Source organism: Paraburkholderia susongensis, assembly GCF_900177725.1.
In the GTDB taxonomy this organism is placed as follows: Bacteria; Pseudomonadota; Gammaproteobacteria; order Burkholderiales; family Burkholderiaceae; genus Paraburkholderia; species Paraburkholderia susongensis.
In genome coordinates this window covers 581,348-602,878 of record NZ_FXAT01000001.1, presented here as the reverse complement: position 1 = coordinate 602,878, position 21,531 = coordinate 581,348, and the positions used below count along the sequence as shown (strand labels likewise).

Below are 21,531 nucleotides of genomic sequence, written 5' to 3'. Positions count from 1 at the left end.
GTTGAATCTGCAACGAGGAGTGTGCAGCGAGGCCGCTGTCCGGCGAAGCGATTCGCGTGGGATCGCGGGTGAATGGCGCGAGGCGACTCGAGCCGATTGACGGGGGAGGTGCGCATGGAAGCGGAAACATGGCGGTGGCGAACGTTGGGCAAGGGGGCGGCGGTTGCGGCGTTGCTGGCTGCGCCACTCGCGGCGTCGGCGGCCAGTAGCGGGGTGATCAGGTTCGTGGGGACGATCGTGGCGCCGCCACTGGAGATCAGCGCGGATGCGGCGCCCGCGGTGGCGAGCACCAGCGCGGCGGGCGTGCAGGTGGCGGGGCAGGGGCTCACGCGTACGGTCACGTTCAGCGCGCCGCCGGGCGTGGGCGGCGCCGATATCGCGCTCGAGGTCAACGGCAGTGCGCAGTCGCGTGATCTCGTGGCGACGCGTTTCGTCGACGGCGGCGGACGGCCCGCCGTGGCCCGCGACGGACACTACGACGTGGGCCGCATGGGCGGCGTGCTGTCGCTCATGGCGAAGCCTGCCGATGCCGGCACGCGCGTGACGGTGGTCGTCAGTTACCAGTGAGCAGCGGCGCAGTGAGCAACGGCATGTTTCGGGCGGTTCACCCGAAGCCGGAAAAAAATTAAAAGCAGGCTGTCATAACCGGCCGCGCGGTTCGACAAACGTGCAGATTCCGATTGGAGCACGTCATGTCGATCGCGCGCAGCCGTCTAACGCTTCGGCTTTCCGCCTTGTCTTTCGCGCCAGCCATTGTGCTGGCGATGCTTCTCGTCAGCGCAATGGCTGCGAGCGTCGGCGCTTATGCCGCCGATAGCAGTTGCGCGGCACAGAGCCCGGCGCATCGCGTGGCGCTCGTGGAGCTGTACAGCAGCGAGGGCTGCGATAGCTGCCCGCCCGCCGACCGCTGGCTCGGTCAATGGAAAAGCGGCGGGGCCGCGCAGGGCATCGTGCCGCTCGCGCTGCACGTCGACTACTGGAACAGCCTCGGCTGGACCGACCGCTTCGCCCAGCATCGCTTCACCGAGCGTCAGCAGACGCTGACCGGTCTCGCGGGCGCTCACACGATCTACACGCCGGAAGTTTTCGTCGCGGGCCGCGAGTTGCGCGACTGGTCGCAACGCGACAGCTTCGAGCGCCGCATCGCGCAGCTCGTCGCCGAACCGGCGCGGGCGAACGTCGCGCTTGCGCTCACGCCGCACGCACAAGGCGCGTTCGACGTCGACGCGCAATTCCGCAGCGCGGCCGAGTCCGCCGCGAGCCCGTTGAGCGCTTATCTCGCGGTCTATGAGAACTCGCTCACGTCGCAGGTCGGCGCCGGTGAAAACCGTGGCGCCACGCTGCATCACGAGCGGGTCGTGCGGCAGTGGATCGGCCCCGTGCCGCTCGTCGCGGGCAAGGCGCGAATCCGTCAGGACATACGCGTCGCGGATGCGACGGCCGACGCTAACACCAACACCAACGTCAAAGCAGATGCCAGCGACGCCGCCGGCCGCTTCGGCGTCGTCGCCTTCGTCGAAAACGATGCAACCGGTGACGTGCTGCAAGCGGCCGAGCTTCCCGCGTGCCGTTGAGCGCGATCAAACGCAGTGGATCTGCACACCTGATTCAGGAGAGTCCCATGGCAACGCCCCACGCCTTGCGCGACAACGCGCCACCCGCCATGCCCAAGCAAAGCGCGATTCATCCGCTGTGGGTGCGCGTCACGCATTGGCTCAACGCGCTAGCGGCCATCGTGATGATGCTCTCGGGCTGGCGCATTTACGACGCCTCACCGATTTTCCCGGCGTTCAGCTTTCCCACTGCGATCACCCTCGGCGGCTGGCTGGGCGGCGCGCTGCAGTGGCACTTCGCGGCGATGTGGCTGCTCGTGTTCAACGGCCTCGTCTATCTCGCGCTGAATCTCGCGAGCGGACGCCTCGTGCGCAAGTTCCTGCCGCTCACGCCGCGCGCGGTGCTGCGCGACTTCGTCGCGGCATTGCGCGGCCAGCTCTCGCACGCCGATCTGCGCAGCTACAACGCGGTGCAGAAGCTCGCCTATCTGTTCGTGATCGGCGATCTGATCGTGCTGGTGCTCTCGGGGCTCGCGATCTGGAAGTCGGTGCAGTTTCCGCTGCTGCGCGAGCTGATGGGCGGCTACGACAACGCGCGCGTCGTCCACTTCACGGCGATGTCGCTGCTGGCCGCGTTCCTCGCCGTGCATCTGGCGATGGTGGCGCTCGTGCCGCGCTCGCTGCTCGCGATGCTGCGCGGCCGTTGAATGGCATGCGTGCCTGCATTCGCGCAAAAACGCAGGCAGAGAACGCAAAACGTTATGGATAACGAATCATGAACAAGCCCAGCGATCAATCCACCCAACGCGGCATCCATCGGCTCGACCGCGCATCGATCCTGACCGATGCGAAGCGCGAGCTCTCGATGCCGTCGCGGCGCCTGTTCGGCAAGCAATTGCTGACGCTCGGCGGCCTGTCGATGCTGACCGGCTGCTCGCTGACCGACGACGATTCGGTCAATAAATTCCTCACCGCCGTCTCACGTCTGAACGACCGTGCACAGGCCGCGCTGTTCGATCCGCGCCAGCTCGCGCCGACCTACACCGAGGCGCAGATCACGCGGCCGTTCCCGTTCAACGCGTTCTACGGCATCGACGACGTGCCGCACGTGGACGGCTCCAGCTACCGCCTCGAGGTGAGCGGCCTCGTCACCGGCCAGCGCGTCTGGACGCTGCCCGAACTGTACGCGCTGCCGCATGCCGAGCAGATCACGCGGCATATCTGCGTGGAAGGATGGAGCGCGATCGGCCGCTGGGGCGGCACGCCGTTCGGCGATTTCCTGCGGCGCATCGGCGCGGACACGAGCGCGAAGTACGTCGGCTTCAAGTGCGCGGACGACTACTACGAAAGCATCGACATGCCGACCGCGCTGCATCCGCAAACGCTGCTCACGTTCTCGTACGACGGCGGGCTCCTGCCCGCGAAATACGGCTACCCGATGAAGCTGCGCATGCCGACCAAGCTTGGCTACAAGAATCCGAAGCACATCGTCGAGATATTCGTCACCAACACCTATCCTGGCGGCTACTGGGTCGACCAGGGCTACAACTGGTTCGGAGGCTCCTGACGCAGGCGACAGCGGCGCACGCGCAGGGCTACGCCACGCGCGCCGCGCACGCGACCGCTTGCGGCAGCGGCTTCGGAAATGCGCCGGCTCGAGCCGGCATCGATTCACTCACCACAAATGGAGTCATCCCATGAAAAAGTTTGCAGTCGCAACTATCGTAACGATCACGGCCGCATTGCTCACGGGCAGCGGCGCAGCGTTCGCTCAGGCGAGCGGCGCGATGTCGAAGGACACGATGTCGAAAGATTCGATGTCCAAAGACAGCATGTCGAAGGACAGCATGAAGAAGGACGCGATGAAGCACGACTCGATGAAGAAGGGCGACGCCATGGGCTCCCCGGGCATGAAGCACGAGGCGTCGGGCGCAATGGCCAATTGAGCCGCGCAGCGGCCCTCGCCGGTCCCAACTTGGGCGGGTAAGGCGCGGGCCGAAAAAGCCGGCAAGAGGCGGGCAAGAAGCGCGCAAGAAGCGCGCAAGAAGCCGGCCGGAAGCCGATAAGAGGCCGATAAGAAGCCGGGGCGGCGTCCCCGGCTTTTTTCTGTTGCAAGTACGCCAAAAAGTTACGATTCTCCCGAGCGACGCGGTGGGCGCTTACTGCATAATGCGGTGCGCGCCGCAGCTTTCGGCACGTGCCAGTCGCGGCACTTCTCATCGGGGCCGCGGCATTGTGGCCTCATTGGCCTGATCGACCTCATTGACCGATCTGGCCGCCCGCATCGTTTTCCCGTTCCACCGACATGTCCGCCAGCCTCACCCGCCAGACCGCATCGCCGATGCGGCGTTCGCCATGCCGCCCCCGCGTTTTCAGCGCAGGCGCCACGCCTCCCACATGGACAACCTCGGCGGCGCAGGCGGGCTGAACGCATGTCGTTGCAACGCTCGGTTTTTTCTCCGCGTAACTGGCCGATCCGTTTGCCGCAGTCGCATAACGGCCAGATTGCGCTCGCGCTCACCGTCGTCTATCTCGTATGGGGCTCGACGTATCTCGCCGTGCACGTCGCGCTCGGCTCGTTCCCGCCGCTGCTGCTCTCCGGGTTGCGCAACCTGTTCGCCGGCATTGGCCTGTTCGTATTCGCGGTGCGCCGCAAGCCGCTGTGGCCGACTTTCGCTGAAATCCGCAACGCGGGGATCGTCGGCACGATGCTCGTGGGCTTGTCGAGCGGCATGCTTGCTTACGGGATGCGCACCGTCGGCACCGGTACCGCGGCGGTGATGGTCGCGACCGTGCCGCTCTTCGCGACGATCATCGCGGCCGTCGCGGGCCGCAAGATCGGCCGTGGCGAATGGTTCGCGGTCGGGCTCGGGCTCGTCGGTATTGCCATTCTCAGTCACGGCGACAGCACGCCAGGTTCAGCGGGCGGCAGTCTCGCGATTCTTTGCGGCGCGCTCTTCTGGGCGGTCGGCGCGCATCTGGCCGGGCGGCTGAAGCTGCCGTCGGATCTGTTTCTGTCGACCGCGCTGCAGATCGGCCTCGGCGGCGCGATCTCGACGCTGGTCGCGTGGGTGTCGGGCGAACGTATGCTCGAGCTTCATTTTCTGCCGGTGCTCGCGTTTTTCTACCTGATGCTGATCGGCACGATGGCCGCGTATGTCGCGTACGGCTTTCTGATCCGCCACACGAGCCCGATCATTGCGAGCAGCTGCATGTACGTGAATCCGGTGATCGCGGTCGTGCTCGGCGCGCTGCTGCTCGGCGAGCCGGTCACGCGCTCGACGGTGGTGGCGACGATCGTGATTCTGGTGAGCGTCGGGCTGTCTTTCTGGTTCGATTACCGGAAGAAGGGCACTGCGTGAGGGGCGCGGCCTATAAAGCACGACAGAAATAAAAAACCCGCCACGGCTTTCCGCGACGGGCTATCCCGATTCCACCAGACTTCCGCTTACTTGGCCTTATCCGCGGAGTTCGTGATGGCATTGCCACCCTTCGAGATATCTTCACCGGCCCCCGCTATTGTGTTGCAACCGGTGGCAAGCATTGCCGTTCCTGCAAGCAGAAGCAAAGCGATCAGTCGGGTCATGAAAGTTCTCCTTGTCGAGAAAGCAGCGGTTGATATCGCCCGGTCGGAGCCATGCCAGTCGATCCGGGTTCGAACTGGCCTGATTGTACGGTAAAAAAGGACAGGAGCGGCGCTGTCAGACGCGGGGCGATTTTGTTGTAGGCAGGCGCCGGTGTTTGCGCCGGCGTAGCCCCACAACGGCGCTTGCGCCATGCCGCCGGGCCTTGCTTTGCGACGAAGTCAGCGATGCGAGTGAAGTCTGCGGCGGCGGCAGATCGACCGGCGGCGTTGCTGTGCTGACACCTGGCATCACGACATCGATATCCGTGCCGCTCAACGCACCGCGCCGGATGTCGAAGCGCCCGCCACGCGCTGCCCGGGTTTGGGCTGTGTTTCTAGTCCCGTTGCCACCGTCCCCGCTTCATTGCTTCTTCGAGCATCCCGAGTGTGAGTGAGCGACCACCGAGTAATTCGCGTGCCTTTGCACTAAAAGGAGATTTCAGTGCGGCCGCCATGACGTCGCGCTTTCGCATGTTTGCGGAGGGAACGTAGTAGGCCACATCGAAGTCCTTCAGGTCCACGTGGAACCGCTCGGCCCACCGATGCATCACGTCTGTGATCCTCGCAGGCTCCCAATCGAGATCGTGATACAGATCCATGTCGCGGGTCAGTTCCTCGTCGAGAGGCAACGCAGCAGGTGTGCGCATTTCCCGTATGAACTGATCGAGATCGACCCATGTGTCGTTCATTACAGGCGGTCCTCTTGTTTCACGAGGCTGTTATAGATGTTAACCGTCCGTTAAGCTATCCAATCGCGACGAAGTATGAAATGGGCGAAGGATGATTTTCCTCAGCGAGATACACGAATTACGGTCCAGCGGTGTTGGATCGGCAAAAGTGTAGGTGCGCCGCGTTGGTCAGCCCGATGTCAATGCCCAGCCCGCGCCGGCAGCCGCAAATGATTCCACGCGGCCAACCCCGTGAATGCAATCCCCGCGACACTCACGCCGATCCAACCAAACACCGGCCAGACGATTGCGCCGACACCCGAGCCGAGCGCGCCGCCGATGAAATACGCGACCATGTACACGGTATTCACACGGCTGCGCGCTTCGGGCTTCAGCGCGTAAATGCGCGACTGGTTCGAAATCTGCGCGGCCTGCACGCCGATGTCGAGAACGATCACGCCGACCACGAGCCCCAGGATGCTCTTCGCCGATGCGCCGAACACGACGAACGCAATGGCGACGAACACGATCGAGACCGTGATGATCGCGCGCGGTCCGCGCCGGTCGGAGAACTTGCCCGCAAGCGGCGCGGCCATCGCGCCCGCTGCCCCGACGATACCGAACAGACCCGCCGCCTGCGGTCCGAGATGGAACGGCGCGCCCGCGAGCAGCAGCGCGAGCACCGACCAGAAGATGCTGAACGCCGCGAACAGCGCCGCGCCGGTCAGCGACGCCTCGCGCAGCGCGCGGTGCTCGGTCACGAGATGCCACATCGACACGAGCAGCTTGCCGTACGGCAGCGTCGAGGTCGGCTGGCTCTTCGGCAAACGCAGCATGATGACGACCGCCAGCACGAGCAGCGCGACGACCGACGCGCCGAACACGGAGCGCCAGCCGAAGTATTCGGCGACAAAGCCCGCCGCGGTCCGCGCGAGCAGAATGCCGAGCAGCAGGCCGCTCATCACCATGCCGACCGCGTGGCCGCGCTCGGACGGCGGCGCGAGTTCGGCCGCGAACGGCACGGCCTGCTGCGCGATCGTCGCAAGCACGCCGATCGCGAGACTGGCGACGATCAGCACCGCGAGCGTCGGCGCCGAAGCCGCGACGACGAGCGCGATACACATGCCGGCGATCTGCAGCAGGATCAGCAGGCGCCGGTCGAAGCGATCGCCGAGCGGCGCGAGCAGCAGCATGCCCGCCGCGTAGCCGAGCTGCGTGACGGCCGGCACCGCGCCGACCCACGACGCGTTGCCCGGAAACGACTGGCGGAAATTGTCGAGCAGCGGCTGGTTGTAGTAGATGTTCGCGACCGAGATACCGGCGATCGTCGCGAGCAGCAGCAACAGGCCGCGCAACGAGCGGGACGAGGAAGCGGGAGCGGAGGGGGAAGCGTCGGGAGTGGACATGAGAGAGGCGTGGAGCAGCGGACCGGCCCATGCGCGATCCTCGAGCGTGCCGATCATACCGGAGCGGGGCGGATCGTGCTGACGGACGCCCGGCGCGGGAAAGCGGTGTTTTCTGCGCGCTCGTGCCGGGCCGACGCGTTGAGTGTCGGCCCGGCGGGCCACCCGCTTCAGTCGATCAGCCCGTCGTCGTCGTAAAACGGATAAGGCCCGTCGGACGCATCGACATACGCATGGTGCGTGACGATGCCTGTGGCCGGATCGTAGCGGTGCAGCGCATACGCGGGCGGCTCCATCACGAACATCGACGGCGCGTCGTCGCGCAGATCGAGCGCGACCTGATGCGCGGGCGCCGGCACCGCGCACGCGATCGTGCCGCCAAAGCGCACGTGCATCGGCCGATGCACGTGTCCGCAGATCACGCGCTCCACATTCGGGTGACGGGCGATCAACGCCGCGAGCTTGTCCGCCGCCGCCGGGTCGAGCCGCATTTCGTCCATATGCCCGATGCCGCAGGCGAACGGCGGATGATGCAGCGCGACCACGACCGGTTTGCCGCTTGCCGCGTCGAGCTGCTGCGCGAGCCACGCGAGCCGCGTGTCGCACAGCATGCCGCCGCTCGCGCCCGGCACCAGCGAATCGAGCGCGATCAGGCGCAGCGCGCCGACGTCGACCGCATACTGCACGAACTCGCCACCGCCATGCAGTTCCGCGCGCTCGGGAAAAGCCGCGCGCAACGCGGCGCGTTCGTCGTGATTGCCGACCATCAGAAAGTAGGGGATCTCGAGCGGCGCGAGCAGCGCTTTCAGGTGTTCGTACTGTTGCGGGTCGCCCTGATCGACGAGATCGCCCGTCATGATGACCGCGTCGGGGCGCGGCACGAGCGCATTGAGCGCGGCGACGCAGCGCGCGAGATAGGGTGCGGTATCGATGCGGCGGTAGGCGAGCGCGCCGGGCCGCTTGATATGCAGATCGCTGATTTGAGCCAGTAGCATGGGGAGTCCTTGATATGGCGCGCCGGAACCCGGCGCTGCTTTCACTACGATAGCGCAATGAGCGCGCCCTGTTCGATCGAGATGCCGACCAGCGTGCCGCGCGCGAGTTCGATGCGGCCCGCGACATCGACGAAGAGCGGCTCTGGCGCGGCGCCGCCAATCGTCAGACGCGTGCGTTCGCCGAGAAACGCGGTGCTTTCGACGTGGCCGCGCAATTGCGCGCTTGCCGGGTCGGTGAGACGCGCGTCTTCGGGGCGGAAAAAGATCTCGTGCGTGCTGTGCGCGGGCGCGGCGGTTGCCGCATCGGCGACATGGGCAGGCAAGGGCACGGCGCCGCCGCTCGTCGTCAGCATGCCGTCGCGCCGCTCGCCCGCGAGCCGGTTGATCGTGCCGACGAACTGCGCGACCGTGCGATTCGCCGGGCGATAGTAGATGTCGCGCGGCGAGCCGATCTGCTCGATGCGCCCCGCGCTCATCACGACGATGCGGTCGCCGAGTTCCATGGCCTCGGCCTGATCGTGCGTCACGTAGACGGTCGTGATGCCGAGCTCGCGCAGAAGCGCGTTCATCTCGCTGCGCAACGTGTCGCGCAGGCGCGCGTCGAGCGCGGTCAGCGGCTCGTCGAGCAACAGCACGCGCGGCTGCACCGCGAGCGCGCGAGCCAGCGCCACGCGTTGACGCTGACCGCCGGAGAGCTGATCGACCGGTTTGTCGGCGTGCGCGGTGAGCCGCATCATGTCGAGCAGTTCGTCCACGCGTTGCCGCGCGGCGCCGGCCGGCACGCGTTTGATCTTCAGCCCATAGCCGATGTTGCCGCGCACGGTGAGATTCGGAAACAGCGCGTAGCTCTGGAACACCATGCCGACCGCGCGTTTCTCGATCGGCAAAGCGGTCACGTCGTCGTCGCCGAATGCGATGCGGCCGCCCGCGTCGGGCGTTTCGAGCCCCGCGATCAGGCGCAGCGTCGTCGTCTTGCCGCAGCCGGAGGGGCCGAGCAGCACCAGGGTTTCGCCCGCGCCGATCGAGAGGTCGAGCGGCTCGAGCACGCGCGTGCCGCGAAACGTTTTGGCGCACTGCGTGAGCGTGATGGGAACCGAAGTGAGTTTCATGGCGTGTCGATGGACTTCGCGGAAGAAGCGGCGCCGCGCTTTTTCGACGCGCTGCGCTGGCCGGTCGCATCGACGCCGAGCCATTGCATCGCGACGAGCAGCGGCATCGTCATGATGAAGAACAGGATCGTGTACGCGCTGCCGATCTCGATGCGCATCGACGCGTAGGTGTCGGCGAGGCCGACCGGCAGCGTCTTCGTATCGGGCGTGTGCAGCATCCACGTGAGGTTGAATTCGCCGATCGACAGTGTCAGCACCGCGAGCGCGCCCGCGACGATGCCGGGCCGCGCGTTCGGCAGCACGATCGTCACGAAGCGCTGGAAGAAGCTCGCGCCGAGACTCGCCGCGCCTTCTTCGAGTGTGCGCAGATCGCTGCTCGCGCAGATCGCGGCGACGGCGCGCACCATGAAGGGCAGCGTGAACACCACATGACCGGCGACGATGAACGCCGCGCTCATGCGGAACGCCGTGAAGCCGCCGTAGATCACGAGCAGCGCGAGCGCGGAGGCGAGCCCGGGCAGCGCGATCGGCAGCACGAGAAATTCCTCGACGACGCGTGCGAAGCGCGTCTTGCTGCGCGCGAGCACATAACCGGCGGGCACGCCGGTCAGCAGCGTGACGACGAGCGTTGCCGCCGCCACTTCGAGCGACAGCCACACGGAGTCGTGATACTGCGTCCACACCTCGGCGAGCCAGCGCAGCGTGAGTCCGCTCGAGACGCCCTTGAAATAGTTGACCGTCAACCCGGCCACGATCGACATGACGACCGGCACGATCAGGAACGCGCACAGGAGCAGCGTGACGAGCCATTGGCCGGCGGCGAGCCATGTACGCGTATCAGGCCGGCGGGACTGACGGAACCAACGCCCGAGCCAACTGCGCCGCGCACGCGCGCCGGCGCCGGCTTGCGAAGAAGAGGCGGTGATGGAATGCATAGGTATCCTGTCTTTCGGTACGCGAGTCACAGGGTCACGCGCGCCGCTCATGCGCTCGCCGCCACGCCCGAGCCGCTCGCGCTGCGCGCGATCGCAAGCACGGCCCACGTGACGATGCCCAGCACGATCGACAGGCCCGCGGCCGTCACCATGTTCGCGTTGAGCGTGAACTCGGTGTAGATGGTCATCGGCAGCACGTCGATGTCGGTGGCGAGCGTGAAGGCGGTGCCGAACGCGCCCATCGCGGTCGCGAAGCACACCGCGCCCGCGGCGATCAATCCCGGCGACAGCGCGGGCAGCACGATGTCGCGCGTGATGCGCCACGGCGAGGCGCCAAGCGAGCGCGCGGCTTCTTCGAGCGACGCATCGAGCTTGCTCGCCGAGGCCATCACAGTGACGATCACGCGCGGAATCGAGAAGTACAGGTAACCGAGAAAGAGGCCGCTCATCGAATACGCGAACACCCAGCGCTCGCCCGTGAGTTTCAGCGAGAGCGCACCGATCAGCCCTTGACGACCCGCCAGCATGATGACCATGAAGCCGACCACGACACCCGGGAACGCGAGCGGAAACGTCAGCAGCGCGAGCAGCGTGCGCTTGCCCGCAAACTCGCGGCGCGCGAGCAGCAGGCCCGCGATCACCGACAGCACGAGCGTGGCCGCCGTGACCGCCGCCGACAACACGACGGTCGCACCGAGGCTCGACATGTAGCGCGGATTCGTCAGCATCGCGCGATAGGTCGCGAACGCGTGGCCGCCGCCGGAGAGCTGCACGAGCGCGCTCATCGGCAGCAGCCAGAACGCGAGGAAGACCGCGAGCGCCGGCGCGAGCAACGCAATGCGCCAGCGCAGCGGGAACGTGACGTCGTTCAATGCATCACCTGCAGATAGCGCTCGCCGAAGCTCGACTGCTTCTCGGCCATCTTCGCGAAGTCGACCGGTTTCGCGCGGGCATAGTCGCTGGCGGGCAGGAATTTCGCGGCGGTTTCGGGGCTCATCGCGCTCGCGCGCACCGGCCGCAGATACGCCTGCGCCCACAGCTTCTGGCCTTCGTCGGACAGCACGAAGTCGAGCACCTTCTTGCCGTTCGCTTCATGCGGCGCACCCTTTACGAGGCTCATCACGTAAGGCACCGAGATCGTGCCTTCCTTGGGAATCACGAATTCGACGTTCGCGTGATCCTTGTATTTCGCGCGATACGCGTCGAAGTCGTAGTCGAGCAGGATCGGAATTTCTCCGGACAGCACGCGCGCGTACGCGGTCTGTTTCGGCACGATCGGTTCGTTGGCCTTGAGCTTTTTGAACCAGTCGAGGCCCGGCTCGAAGTTATCGAGCGTGCCGCCGAGCGCCTCGTTCACCGCGACCGCGCCCGCATAGCCGACGAAGGCGCTCGACGGATCGAGGTAGCCGATCATGCCTTTGTATTCGGGCTTGAGCAGGTCGGCCCAGGAGCGTGGCACGGGCTTGCCTTCGAGCGCGTCCTTGTTGACGAAAAAGCCGAGCGTGCCCGAATGGATCGTGAACCAGTAGCCCTGCGGGTCTTTCAGATCGGCGGGGATGTCGTTCCAGTGAGCGGGCTTGTACGGCTGGATCACGCCCTTGTCCTTCGCCTGGAACGCGGACGATACGCCGAGATAGACGACGTCGGCGACCGGGCTTTTCTGCTCGGCCATGAGTTGTGCGATCGATTGGCCCGAGTTCTTGTTGTCGAACGGCACGCGAATGCCGGTCTTCTGCTGGATCGCCTTGATCTGGCTTGCCCAGTCGGCCCATTCGGGCGGGCAGTTGTAGCAGATCGCGGTTTCGTCGGCGCGGGCTGCCTGCGGCGCGAGCGTGGCGAAGGCGGCGCTCGCGACGATCAGGCTCACCGGCAACGCCGTCGCGGCAACGCGCGAGAGTTTGTGCAAGAGCGGTTCGAGCGATGAAGCGAAGCGTGAGGTTGAGCGAATCACTGCGGGTCTCCTATTCGCGAAGAGAGCGGGTGGTGGTGCGAGGTTGTGGTTCGTGGTCGTGCTATGGAGCGGGTGTGAGCGTCGCAAGTCCCGCAATCGTCGCGCCTTCGCGCACGCTGTGCGGCAGGGTCAGCGCGAGCGAGGCGTCGCCGCATGCGTCGTCATGGCCGCCGATGCGCGCGAGCAGACGCTGCCACGCCGCGCAGCCGATCTCCCGATTCGGCGCGCAGATGCTCGCGAGCGGCGGCGATAGCAGCTCGCCCATCGCGAGGCCGTCGAAGCCGAGAATCGACATGTCTTCGGGAATCCGCAGACGCGCGCGATGCAGGCCGCGCATCACGACCATCGCGAGCAGATCGTTGCTGCAGAAGAGCGCGGTGGGACGGTTCGCGCCGTGCGTCAGGTGCGCGAGCACCGACGGCGCGAGTTCCGCCGCGTTGAAATCGACTTCGAGCGCGGGCGCGGGCGTGAGTCCGGCCTGCTGCATCGCCTGCGTGTAGCCGAGATGCCGCTGACGCGCGCGGTCCGAAGCCGCGAACGAGCCGGCCAGCATCAGGATGCGCCGATGGCCTTGCGCGATGAGCCGGCGTACGCCGTCGTAGGCGGCGAGCCGGTTGTCGACCGAAACCGACGGCCGCCGCACGGTGTCGTTATGCATCAGCACGTAAAGCAGGCCCGCGCGGTCGAGTTCGTCGAGCAGCGGATGCGTGTCGGCATCGGCGACGGTCAGGATCAGTCCTTCGACGCGCTGTTCGCGCAGCGTTTCGATGGCGTGGCGTTCGCGGTCCACGTCGTACTGCGTGGTCATCAGCATCAGCCGATAGCCTTGCGCCGAGGCGAGATCGTCGATGCCTTGCAGGCATTCGGCGAACACCGGATTGGCGAGCGTCGGCAGGATGACGCCGATCAAACGCGTGCGCTCGCCGCGCAATTGCCGGCCGAGCGCGCTGGGACGGAAGTTGAGCGCGTCGATGGACTTCCGCACCTTGTCGAGCGTGACGGGATTCACGGTGTGCGGGGCATTGATCACGCGCGACACGGTAGCAATGGAAAAGCCCGCGTGAGCGGCGACATCTTTGATCGTCGGTGTCATGGGGTTTCGAATTCCGCCCGGTTGTAAACGTTTTCGTGAGCGGATTATCGGGAACGTTTGTGACTGGCGGATGACTCGCGCGAGGAGGGTGGTGGAGGGGAAAATGCGGCTGGATCGCGGGTGAGTCAGTGTGGAAATGCGCGCGTGGGGCGCGCGTTTGGGTGCCGCGATCCAGGCCAACATGCGCAGCATTCCTCAGCGCGCTGTCATTCAGTTGATGGACGAGGTGAATGAGGCGATCTGGAAGAAGAAACTACTCGCGGAAATCGATCAGGCGCTGACACAGGCCGGCCAAGCGGAAAACTACACCAAGGAAGCCATAGAAAATGAACCCGCCTTGGGGGCGGGCTCGCATTATCCCTCGATAGGTTTTTTTCGTTTTCGGTAGTACCGCCAGAGCCTCATAATCGCCACATATGCTAAAGCCGCGACGATCAGATCAATCGTTGCCCACACCGTGAAATATAAATCCTCGGGATCGCGGACACCGAGCCAACGCGAAGTGCGCCACCATATCAGCGACTGGCTTTCAGGCATCGGCCACGGGTACGTGTGGACATAGGGCACGGCAAGACAGAACAGGCCGATAAACAGCGCGATCTTGAACAGCCTACGGGCAAGTGTTGCCATACGCGATGACCTCTATCGTTCCATACGCGTGAAGCCCCGAATTGCGCACGGGGATAGTGGTGGTCTGTAAAAGTGAGCGCCGGATCGCCTGAAAATCTGTATGACTCGGCAGGGTAATACAGCCTAACGAAATACCTTGACCGCCTGCCGGGTGCAACCGGAACTGCCCGCGCTTGACACCATTAACCCAGGTTATGTCATCAATGCGGCCGTCATCCCGAAAGAGCGCGAACCATTCGTTGTGATTTGATGGCGTACCGAATGCCGCGTTGAAGGTGTCTTTTGCCCACGTAGTGGCCTGGGAGCGGATACCGCCCGTAGGACGATCAACGATCCAGTATTTACCCGCCGGTATCGGGCCATCATCAGGCACCGCCGTGCATCCGCCACGATTGCGATATTGGTGGTTACCGGAAAAAGCGTTAAATGTGCCGACACCAAAAATCGTCAACGGCGATAAGGGCTCATTATCCACTACAAACTTTCCGTGATAGGCCATTCGTCATGCACCTTTGACGTTTGCATCGCTATCATCTTTAAGCCGCATATAAGCAAGGCTCGCCATCTCCAAATTCTCCGTTGGTAAGTTTCTGAGCGTTGTATAACTGCGAACCTCATCCGATGAGATACGCGATAGACGAACGGTTTATTTTTTTACCGGAGCTCATTCTTGATCGCAATGGGCTTGCGCCTAATTTTGGCCGTTAATCGAACATTTAACGGTTCTTTGCAGAATCACGGGAAAGCGCGCGGCTCCGGCATCTTGAGGCCGGGCGGCGACACGCGCGGCGGCAGTCGCTACAGGAAATTGGCCGTGAAGTGATCCGCCAGATGAACAAACATGCGGGCGTGGAGCAGCGCAGCGCGATGTTCGGCGGTTCCGCTCAGTAGCGCGACGAAGGCCGCAAAAGACAAAAGCCCCGCCGGCATGGTGGGGCTCTTTGTTTGCAGCGTGGTGCCCGGAGCGGGAATCGAACCCGCACGGCGTTAGCCTCCGAATTTTAAGTCCGGTACGTCTACCAATTTCGTCATCCGGGCGAGGACGCGAGTATAGCGTAGCGTGTGTAAGTCGTGCGTAACTCACATCGCAACCTACCACAATCGAGTAACGCGAACGTGAAGAAAAATGATGCTACTCTAGAAAAATCAATGTGTTACGTTGTGTTCGGTGTGGGTGGGTCGTGATAGTTCCAGACTTGAAATCCGCCCAACTCCATCGACATCCGTTTCGTCAGGATCGGCGCGGATATGATCTTGCATCGCCTGCCGAATCAGGGGCGCGGTCTTATCGACTCAGCGAAGTGGCGAATTGGCGGTCGGTATCCAGATCGTCGATGTCGCCTCGTAAAATTGCTCTGGGCCGCCCTTCGGCGGCCAGATGCCATCGGCGAAGGATTTTGCGCGTATCGCGATACGCTCATCCAGACTTTGCCACGGCCAAATGTGCGTGATGCGCGGCGCACCGTCGAGCGCGTACATGTTGAGCGTCAGGGGAGACCGTTTCGAGCGCTCGGGCATGGCAGCCTCCCACGCCTCAATGGTCGGCGTGAGTCCGCCCGATTTTAGCCAGTAGGTACGAAATTCGTAGTACTTACCGAACACACCGGGCTCGACGGGGGGGAGAAAAGGAAAGCCCGCATAGCTCTCCATCTCGATTCCGCACTCGCTGGTGGATGCGCCGAAAGGGTCGGCATGAAAGAGCGCGCGCGTTCTTTCATGCGAGAGTTCCCCGGCGTCGGCGAATCCTCGCAGCACGCGCACGGCTCCGAGTCGTCCATTCTCCGAAGTCCATGAGCCGAGCCAGCGGCCCTTCGTTTCGGGGTGGTTCAGGTAAGCCTGCGCGTTCTCGATCACCTGAGACAGCTTCAGGATGTGCGAAGACAGTGTAGTCAGTTCGTAAAGCATGTCGATTCTCCTGAGTCGGCGAATGGCCATCAGGCATCCGCTTACGAACAAGATTAGACTGAGCCGGCCCGGCGGGGAATTCCGCATTCGCTCACAGACTCGGTGAAAGACTCGCTATGTTTGACTGGCAGGATTTGCGTTACTTTCTCATGCTCGCGCGTACCGGATCGTTCTCCGGCGCTGCCAGCGAACTCTCGGTTGAGCACGCCACGGTCGGCAGGCGAGTGGCGGCGCTGGAGAAGGCGCTTGGCTTGAAACTCGTTTATCGGCTCCCCCGTAGCAGCCGTTTGACCGAGGATGGACAAGCAGTTGCGCGGCTCGCCGCAGCGATGACCGAAAGCGCTCAGGCAATCGACGCCTATGCGCTTCGTGCATCGTCCGCGTTGTCCGGGACGGTGCGAGTCAGCGTTCCGCCTACGGTCGGCAACTTTTGCATTGCGCCGCATCTGCAGGCATTTCATGAAGCACATCCATCCGTGAAAATCGTCATGGCAGGCACACCCGAAATCGAGCCGCTGGACCGCGGCGTCGCGGATGTTGCCATTCGCATGGTCAAGCCAGAAGAGGCAAGCCTCATGACGCGACGGATCGGTGCGATTCGCTTTGGCTTATATGCCAATGTCACGTATGCGACTCGTCCTCCCGGGCAATGGGAGTTCATTGCTTACGACGCGTCGCTGGATCATGTAAAGCATCAAAAGTGGCTGCGCCGATATCTCGACGGCAGACCGATCGTATTCGAAACGAGCGATGTGATTGCACAGCAGATGGCCGCGCGTAGCGGTGCCGGGGTTGCAGTCCTGCCGACGATAATCGGCGAACGCGATGCTGAACTTGTCAAACTTGACGTCGAGCACGAGCCCCCCGAAACGACGCTCTGGCTGGTGACGTATCCTGATCTGCGCCGGACGCCCGCCATTAAAGCCGTGATGGCGTTTCTGGTCGATTGCGTCGGCCGCGAGCCGCAGTTGAAATAGCTTGAGGACCGGCGTGGAGATCGTCCGCGTCAACGACGACACAACATCGCCCGTGTGCTTCGTCTGCGCGGGCTCGATCAGCACGATCCAGCATTCGCTTTCGGTAACCGATATTCCGACACATCGCCGAACGCGGCTTCGAGGTGGAACGATTCGGAAAACGGATGAGTTCGCATGCTTATCTGAGCGACAAGACAGATTCAAATGAACAGGTTTTGCAGCCGGGCGGGCTGGGCGCGACGATATTGGTTCGGCACTTTGACCTGGGTCCCGAAGTGAGCGGCGGCGTGCCACGGCCAGCGAGGGTCAAAGAGCACGGCCCGCGCGAGCGCGACCAGATCGGCGTCTCCCGTGCTGAGAATGGATTCAGCTTGCTCGAATTCAGTGATCATGCCGACGGCGATGACTGGGAGTGTCGTCGCCTGCTTCACCATCCGGGCAAAGGGAACCTGATAATTGGGCCCGGTCGGAATTCGCGCGGTAGCACTAAGGCCGCCGCTTGAGACATTGATCGCTGCGCAGCCTCTCGCCTCCAGTGCTTCGACAAATGCGACCGCGTCCTGGATGGACCACCCGCCGTCCACCCAGTCGGTAGCGGACACCCGCATCGTAACGGGGCGATCGTGCGCAAATGCGTCTCGCACGGCTTCAAATACCTCGAGCGGAAAGCGCATGCGGTTTTCCACGGAGCCGCCGTACTCGTCGTCCCTGCGGTTTGAGAGCGGTGAGAGGAATTGATGAAGCAAATAGCCATGCCCGCCGAGAATCTGAATGAAATCCAGCCCCAGCCTCGAGGCGCGTCGCGCTGCGGCCGCGAAGGCGTCGCGAATAGCGGCCAGACCATCGCGGTTCAGGGCGATGGGTGGTGTGTCACCGGCCGCAAAAGCGACTGGTGATGGCCCGTACGTGTTCCAACCATTTGCGTGACCATGTGGAATCTGTGCACCGCCGTCCCATAACTTCTGCCGGGATCCCTTCCGGCCAGCATGGTTGAGTTGGATTCCAACCGGCATGTCCGACCACCGCCGAACGTCGTGCAGCACTCGCGCCATGGAGATTTCGCACTCGTCCGAATAGAGGCCTACGTCGCCATAACTGGTGCGTCCCTCGGTGGTGACAGCCGTCCCCTCGATGGTCAGCGCCGCCGCACCCGAAATCGCCAACTGGCCGAGGTGCATCAGATGCCAGGCGCCCATCTGCCCGTCTTCGGCCGAGTACTGGGCCATTGGGGCGATCACGATACGATTGGCCAGTTTCAGGTTGCCGACTTGTGTCGGCGTGAACAGTATTGGGTGACTCATAGCAACTCCGTTCGACGTGTTCTAGCGCCGTCTACGTTCTCCAGATTCACTTAGACCTGGCCGATACCGCCATCGGCCATCAGATCCGCCCCTGTCACGTAGGAACTCTGGTCGGATGCGAGGAAGAGCGCCGCGCTGGCAATCTCTTCGGCCCGAGCGAGCCGACCGATCGGGACCATGCTCTGGTACATGTTGACCAGCTCTTCGCGTGTCGCCGACTGGGAGTCGAGGATCGGGGTGTCGGTCACGCCAGGGCTTAGCATGTTGACGCGAATGCCGCGATCCTTGAATTCGGCAGCCCAGGTGCGCGCATACGAACGCAAGGCCGCCTTGGCTGCCGCGTAGGCAGTATGGCCGGGAATGCCCATGAGGTGCATGGCCGACGACACCAGGATGATCGATCCGCCGCCCGCCATCAGCGGCAGAAGTTTCTGCACCATGAAGACGGGCCCGCGGGCCATGAGATTGAAAGTCTTGTCGAAATGTTCCGGTGTGAGGGTGTCGATTGGAGCCTGCTCCGTAAAGCCCGCGTTCGACACGACGATGTCGACCACACCTTTTTCTTCACGGACTGCCGCTGCGACCCGGGCGAGGTCGTCGAGGTTCGCGGCGTCAGCCTGGATCGCGGTGACGTTGCGTCCGATCAGTTCGGCGGCTTCGTCGAGCTGGGCTTGCCTGCGGCCGAAGATAAAAACGTGAGCGCCAACGGCTACGAAGCTCTGGGCGATCGCCAGACCGATGCCGGTGGTTCCGCCGCTAATGACGGCAACTTTGCCTGCGAGAGTGGACATGGAAATCCTCCGTCTGCTGATGAATGACAGAAATAGGGTAATTGCCGCCAACGGAAATGATAATCAGCAGATTTTTCATAAAATCGATTCTTCAAGAGAATAGATGGCTGAACGTGGCTTCGACGTCGTGCGATCCGGCAAGTGGATGATGTGACACGACTACTTCCAGGTCGGAACGACGGATGCGGCGAGCAGCGCGCCCATCGCAAGATTGAGGATGCGCCAGTGAAGCGGTGTGCGCAGAAGCCGCGCGAGCAGCATGCCGAGCGCGCACCACAGCGCGAGCGAGACGCATGCGGCAAGGCCAAACGCCGTGCCGAGCAGCAGTGCGAGCCGGTTCGGGCTGCTCGTGAGCAGCGCGAAGGACGCCGCGGCGCCCACTGTCATCGCCCAGCTTTTCGGATTGAGCCACAACAGCAGAAAACCGCTCACGAGAGTGATCGGCTGCGCGGGGCCGTTGCCCGTGTTCGGCGCACCACTTCGCGCGATGCGCCAAGCGAGCCACAGCAGATACGCGGAACCGAGAGCCTTCACGGTCGTCTGCAGCGCGGGCATCGCAAGCAGCAGCCTGCCGAGGCCGAGCGCGGCCACGGCGGCGAGCGAGGCGAGGGCGATCGCGATGCCGAGCATCAGTGGAATCGAACGCGCAAAGCCGAAGCGCCCGCCTGACGCGGTAGCGAGCATGGTGGCGCCGCCAGGCGTGACGGTCGCGACGGCGACGAACAGGAGAAGCGGCAGGATCGAGGTCATCGGGACATGTCCGGGTGATCGTGCCTTGAACTGTACGGATTGCCGACGCATGAGAAAAGGCAATAATATTGATGCAATCCATTACGCCGCATGATGTGTCGATGACCCGAAACCTTGACCTCGATCTGATCCGCACATTCGTTACCGTTGCCGATGGCGGCAGCATGACGGTCGCCGCGAATGTGCTGCACATGACGCAGGGCGCGGTCAGCCAGCAGATCAAACGCCTCGAAGATCGTTTGGACTGCCTGCTGTTCGTGCGCAAGGCGCGCAAGCTGGAACTGTCGCGCCAGGGCGAGCTGTTTCTCGTCAAGGCGCGACAGATGCTGCGGCTGAACGACGAAATCTGGGCCGACATGACCGCTCAATCGCTGCAGGGCAGCCTGCGCGTCGGCGTGCCCTTCGATCTCGTGACAGCGCTCGCGCCCGCGATGAAAGCATTCGCCGAAGCGCATCCGCACGTGGAGATTTCGTTCGAGTGCGCAGCGTCGCGGGAGCTCTGCGAAGCGGTTGATAGCGGACGAGTGGATGTGTCGTTGGTCGAATACGTTGCGAGTGAAGCCGAAGGGGAAGTGATCCGCATCGAGCCGCTGGTTTGGGTGACGGGTCGCGGCAGCGATGCGCTGGCGAAGCGGCCGTTGCCGCTTTCGATGGTGGACGAACACTGTGCGTTCCGTCCGGTGGTGCTCGGCGCGCTTGCGGATGTGGACATCGCCTGGCGCACGGTGTTCGAGAGCGGGAACATCGAGACGACCGCCGCAACAGTGCGCGCGGGCCTTGCGATCACAGCGTGGCTCGCTTCGACGGTGCCGCCCGACCTGGAAACGATCGTGCCGCACGCGGCCGGCTTGCCTGTTCTCCCGCCGTTCGCGATCTGCCTGCGATTGCCCTCGACGGCGCAGCCGGCGGCGCTGGAATTCGCGCGCTACATACGCGAATCGATGTCGCACAACACTGCCATCGCACCTTCGCGGCTCTCGGTGCTCGCGTGACGCAAGGGTTGGAAGGGCCATTGCAAAGACTCACTGTAGTCGTCCAGACAGCGCTCGCGAGTATCGATTCTGGCGGTAAGAGCGGCGAAATGCGGGAATGTCTGCCAGCCGGAATCAGGAAATCAAAAAAGCCCTTTCCCGACAGGGAAAGGGCTTGAACGAGGCATTCTGCGGCGGCGGGTTCGGTCGGTGCTCCCGCCGCTTAAACTCGCCTCAAGCCTTCCATGCGTAGGGCTGGAAGAGTTCTTCGAGCGGCGGCTGGGCGACGCTCGCGGTGTAGTTCGTCATCGTCGAGGCGGCGACCACGAGGATGACATCGAGCACCAGCGCCTGATCGAAGCCCGCCTCAGTGAACGAAGCGATGTCGTGCTCATCGACGCGGCCGCGCTTTTCGATCAGCGTGCGTGCCAGGCGCGACAGCGCCGCGAGCTTGGCGTCCTGCGGGAGGCGGCGTTCGCGGATCGCCTGCACGTCGGCCTCGCTCAAGCCTTCCTTGAGCGCGAGGAACGAGTGGAATGCGACTGGCCAGGTGGAGCCATTGGTCACCGCATTGGTGAGCAGCACGGTCTGGACCTGCGCTTCGGTGAAGCTGCCGCCATGCACCTGCTGGAACACGCCGACGAGGCCATTGATCAGCTTCGGCGAGCCGGCAATTGCGCCAGCGATGTTGGGCACCATGCCGAAGGCCTGAGCCAGGCCGTTCAGCCCAGGCTTCGATTGTTCGGGTGCGGAGTCGAGTGTATAGATGGGAAAGTGAGCCACGATGTTTCCTTGAGAGTTGAAGGTATCGCTGAGACGATCAGGCGATGAGCACAGGTTAGTGAGAGATGCGAGCCACGCCAATTACATGGCA

Annotated in this window: 26 protein-coding genes, 1 tRNA gene and 1 pseudogene; 9 read left to right on the top strand and 19 right to left on the bottom strand. The window is 63.8% G+C overall.

Annotated features, from left to right (window positions below; translation table 11 throughout):
* Positions 1 to 114 precede the first annotated feature (114 nt).
* The 6 genes from B9Z01_RS02755 (at position 115) to B9Z01_RS02730 (ending at position 4,915) form a co-directional block, all read left to right on the top strand.
* A complete protein-coding gene (locus tag B9Z01_RS02755) occupies positions 115 to 567 on the top strand; it encodes a hypothetical protein (RefSeq protein WP_085480713.1) in 453 nt (150 codons plus the stop codon).
* A gap of 125 nt (positions 568 to 692) precedes the next feature.
* Positions 693 to 1,574, top strand: coding sequence for a DUF1223 domain-containing protein (locus B9Z01_RS02750; protein ID WP_085480712.1), 882 nt, complete (start codon positions 693 to 695; stop codon positions 1,572 to 1,574).
* 47 nt (positions 1,575 to 1,621) lie between these two features.
* Positions 1,622 to 2,260, top strand: coding sequence for a cytochrome b/b6 domain-containing protein (locus B9Z01_RS02745; RefSeq protein WP_085480711.1), 639 nt, complete (start codon positions 1,622 to 1,624; stop codon positions 2,258 to 2,260).
* A gap of 68 nt (positions 2,261 to 2,328) precedes the next feature.
* Positions 2,329 to 3,120: a molybdopterin-dependent oxidoreductase gene (locus B9Z01_RS02740; RefSeq protein ID WP_085480710.1), complete on the top strand. Its 792-nt coding sequence runs from the start codon at positions 2,329 to 2,331 to the stop codon at positions 3,118 to 3,120.
* A gap of 130 nt (positions 3,121 to 3,250) precedes the next feature.
* A complete protein-coding gene (locus B9Z01_RS02735; protein WP_085480709.1) occupies positions 3,251 to 3,499 on the top strand; it encodes a pentapeptide MXKDX repeat protein in 249 nt (82 codons plus the stop codon).
* 486 nt (positions 3,500 to 3,985) lie between these two features.
* Positions 3,986 to 4,915: an EamA family transporter gene (locus tag B9Z01_RS02730; RefSeq protein ID WP_085480708.1), complete on the top strand. Its 930-nt coding sequence runs from the start codon at positions 3,986 to 3,988 to the stop codon at positions 4,913 to 4,915.
* 86 nt (positions 4,916 to 5,001) lie between these two features.
* Here the strand turns inward: B9Z01_RS02730 and B9Z01_RS02725 are convergent, their stop codons facing one another.
* The 9 genes from B9Z01_RS02725 to B9Z01_RS02680 all read right to left on the bottom strand — a co-directional run bounded on the left by B9Z01_RS02725 (position 5,002) and on the right by B9Z01_RS02680 (position 13,332).
* Complete coding sequence (locus B9Z01_RS02725; protein WP_085480707.1) at positions 5,002 to 5,139, bottom strand: entericidin A/B family lipoprotein; 138 nt, start codon at positions 5,137 to 5,139, stop codon at positions 5,002 to 5,004.
* 374 nt (positions 5,140 to 5,513) lie between these two features.
* The gene (locus tag B9Z01_RS02715; RefSeq protein ID WP_085480705.1) at positions 5,514 to 5,867 is read right to left on the bottom strand and encodes a DUF1493 family protein; all 354 of its coding nucleotides are present in this window, start codon (positions 5,865 to 5,867) and stop codon (positions 5,514 to 5,516) included.
* Between the two features lie 179 nt (positions 5,868 to 6,046).
* Positions 6,047 to 7,252 (bottom strand): MFS transporter, encoded by a 1,206-nt coding sequence (locus tag B9Z01_RS02710; RefSeq protein ID WP_085481160.1) that lies wholly within the window; start codon positions 7,250 to 7,252, stop codon positions 6,047 to 6,049.
* A 167-nt stretch (positions 7,253 to 7,419) separates the two neighbouring features.
* Positions 7,420 to 8,244, bottom strand: a complete 825-nt coding sequence (locus B9Z01_RS02705) for a phosphodiesterase (protein WP_085480704.1) — start codon at positions 8,242 to 8,244, stop codon at positions 7,420 to 7,422.
* Between the two features lie 44 nt (positions 8,245 to 8,288).
* Positions 8,289 to 9,353: an ABC transporter ATP-binding protein gene (locus B9Z01_RS02700; protein WP_085480703.1), complete on the bottom strand. Its 1,065-nt coding sequence runs from the start codon at positions 9,351 to 9,353 to the stop codon at positions 8,289 to 8,291.
* Complete coding sequence (locus B9Z01_RS02695) at positions 9,350 to 10,288, bottom strand: ABC transporter permease (protein WP_244195908.1); 939 nt, start codon at positions 10,286 to 10,288, stop codon at positions 9,350 to 9,352. Before B9Z01_RS02695 ends, B9Z01_RS02700 begins: the two co-directional genes overlap by 4 nt.
* A 47-nt stretch (positions 10,289 to 10,335) precedes the next feature.
* The gene (locus B9Z01_RS02690) at positions 10,336 to 11,160 is read right to left on the bottom strand and encodes an ABC transporter permease (protein ID WP_085480702.1); all 825 of its coding nucleotides are present in this window, start codon (positions 11,158 to 11,160) and stop codon (positions 10,336 to 10,338) included.
* Positions 11,157 to 12,239 carry an ABC transporter substrate-binding protein gene (locus B9Z01_RS02685; protein ID WP_085480701.1) on the bottom strand — a complete coding sequence of 361 codons (1,083 nt, stop codon included), beginning with the start codon at positions 12,237 to 12,239 and terminating at the stop codon, positions 11,157 to 11,159. The genes B9Z01_RS02690 and B9Z01_RS02685 overlap by 4 nt, the downstream gene beginning before the upstream one ends.
* A 61-nt stretch (positions 12,240 to 12,300) precedes the next feature.
* Positions 12,301 to 13,332 carry a LacI family DNA-binding transcriptional regulator gene (locus B9Z01_RS02680; RefSeq protein ID WP_085480700.1) on the bottom strand — a complete coding sequence of 344 codons (1,032 nt, stop codon included), beginning with the start codon at positions 13,330 to 13,332 and terminating at the stop codon, positions 12,301 to 12,303.
* A 130-nt stretch (positions 13,333 to 13,462) separates the two neighbouring features.
* On the opposite strand from B9Z01_RS02680, the gene B9Z01_RS34610 reads away from it, so the two are divergent.
* On the top strand, positions 13,463 to 13,720 hold the full coding sequence (locus B9Z01_RS34610) for a hypothetical protein (RefSeq protein WP_143808796.1): 258 nt from the start codon (positions 13,463 to 13,465) through the stop codon (positions 13,718 to 13,720).
* Here the strand turns inward: B9Z01_RS34610 and B9Z01_RS02675 are convergent.
* The 5 genes from B9Z01_RS02675 to B9Z01_RS02660 all read right to left on the bottom strand — a co-directional run bounded on the left by B9Z01_RS02675 (position 13,687) and on the right by B9Z01_RS02660 (position 15,867).
* On the bottom strand, positions 13,687 to 13,962 hold the full coding sequence (locus tag B9Z01_RS02675) for a hypothetical protein (protein ID WP_085480699.1): 276 nt from the start codon (positions 13,960 to 13,962) through the stop codon (positions 13,687 to 13,689). The two genes, B9Z01_RS34610 and B9Z01_RS02675, sit on opposite strands and share 34 nt — an antisense overlap.
* Positions 13,943 to 14,461, bottom strand: a complete 519-nt coding sequence (locus tag B9Z01_RS02670; RefSeq protein ID WP_085480698.1) for a DUF2778 domain-containing protein — start codon at positions 14,459 to 14,461, stop codon at positions 13,943 to 13,945. Before B9Z01_RS02670 ends, B9Z01_RS02675 begins: the two co-directional genes overlap by 20 nt.
* 299 nt (positions 14,462 to 14,760) lie before the next feature.
* Positions 14,761 to 14,892, bottom strand: a complete 132-nt coding sequence (locus B9Z01_RS36615; RefSeq protein WP_275937484.1) for a hypothetical protein — start codon at positions 14,890 to 14,892, stop codon at positions 14,761 to 14,763.
* 23 nt (positions 14,893 to 14,915) lie between these two features.
* Positions 14,916 to 15,000 (bottom strand) — tRNA-Leu (locus B9Z01_RS02665).
* Positions 15,001 to 15,255: 255 nt separating this feature from the next.
* On the bottom strand, positions 15,256 to 15,867 hold the full coding sequence (locus tag B9Z01_RS02660; protein ID WP_085480697.1) for an NIPSNAP family protein: 612 nt from the start codon (positions 15,865 to 15,867) through the stop codon (positions 15,256 to 15,258).
* Positions 15,868 to 15,983: 116 nt separating this feature from the next.
* Between B9Z01_RS02660 and B9Z01_RS02655 the strand changes: the two genes are divergently transcribed.
* Entirely contained in the window at positions 15,984 to 16,844 is an 861-nt protein-coding gene (locus B9Z01_RS02655; RefSeq protein ID WP_085480696.1) for a LysR family transcriptional regulator, read from the top strand.
* An 18-nt stretch (positions 16,845 to 16,862) separates the two neighbouring features.
* On the opposite strand, the pseudogene B9Z01_RS36845 reads toward B9Z01_RS02655, so the two are convergent.
* The 4 genes and pseudogenes from B9Z01_RS36845 to B9Z01_RS02635 all read right to left on the bottom strand — a co-directional run.
* Positions 16,863 to 16,952, bottom strand: a pseudogene (locus B9Z01_RS36845) (cupin domain-containing protein); the annotation flags it as partial.
* 92 nt (positions 16,953 to 17,044) lie between these two features.
* Positions 17,045 to 18,145, bottom strand: a complete 1,101-nt coding sequence (locus B9Z01_RS02645; RefSeq protein ID WP_085480695.1) for an NADH:flavin oxidoreductase/NADH oxidase — start codon at positions 18,143 to 18,145, stop codon at positions 17,045 to 17,047.
* Between the two features lie 50 nt (positions 18,146 to 18,195).
* Positions 18,196 to 18,936 (bottom strand): SDR family NAD(P)-dependent oxidoreductase, encoded by a 741-nt coding sequence (locus B9Z01_RS02640; RefSeq protein ID WP_085480694.1) that lies wholly within the window; start codon positions 18,934 to 18,936, stop codon positions 18,196 to 18,198.
* A 159-nt stretch (positions 18,937 to 19,095) separates the two neighbouring features.
* A complete protein-coding gene (locus B9Z01_RS02635) occupies positions 19,096 to 19,686 on the bottom strand; it encodes a LysE family translocator (RefSeq protein WP_085480693.1) in 591 nt (196 codons plus the stop codon).
* A gap of 101 nt (positions 19,687 to 19,787) precedes the next feature.
* Here B9Z01_RS02635 and B9Z01_RS02630 point away from each other — a divergent pair, with 101 nt between their 5' ends.
* A complete protein-coding gene (locus B9Z01_RS02630) occupies positions 19,788 to 20,678 on the top strand; it encodes a LysR substrate-binding domain-containing protein (RefSeq protein WP_085481158.1) in 891 nt (296 codons plus the stop codon).
* A 213-nt stretch (positions 20,679 to 20,891) separates the two neighbouring features.
* Here the strand turns inward: B9Z01_RS02630 and B9Z01_RS02625 are convergent, their stop codons facing one another.
* Positions 20,892 to 21,440, bottom strand: a complete 549-nt coding sequence (locus B9Z01_RS02625) for a carboxymuconolactone decarboxylase family protein (RefSeq protein WP_085480692.1) — start codon at positions 21,438 to 21,440, stop codon at positions 20,892 to 20,894.
* Positions 21,441 to 21,531: the final 91 nt, after the last annotated feature.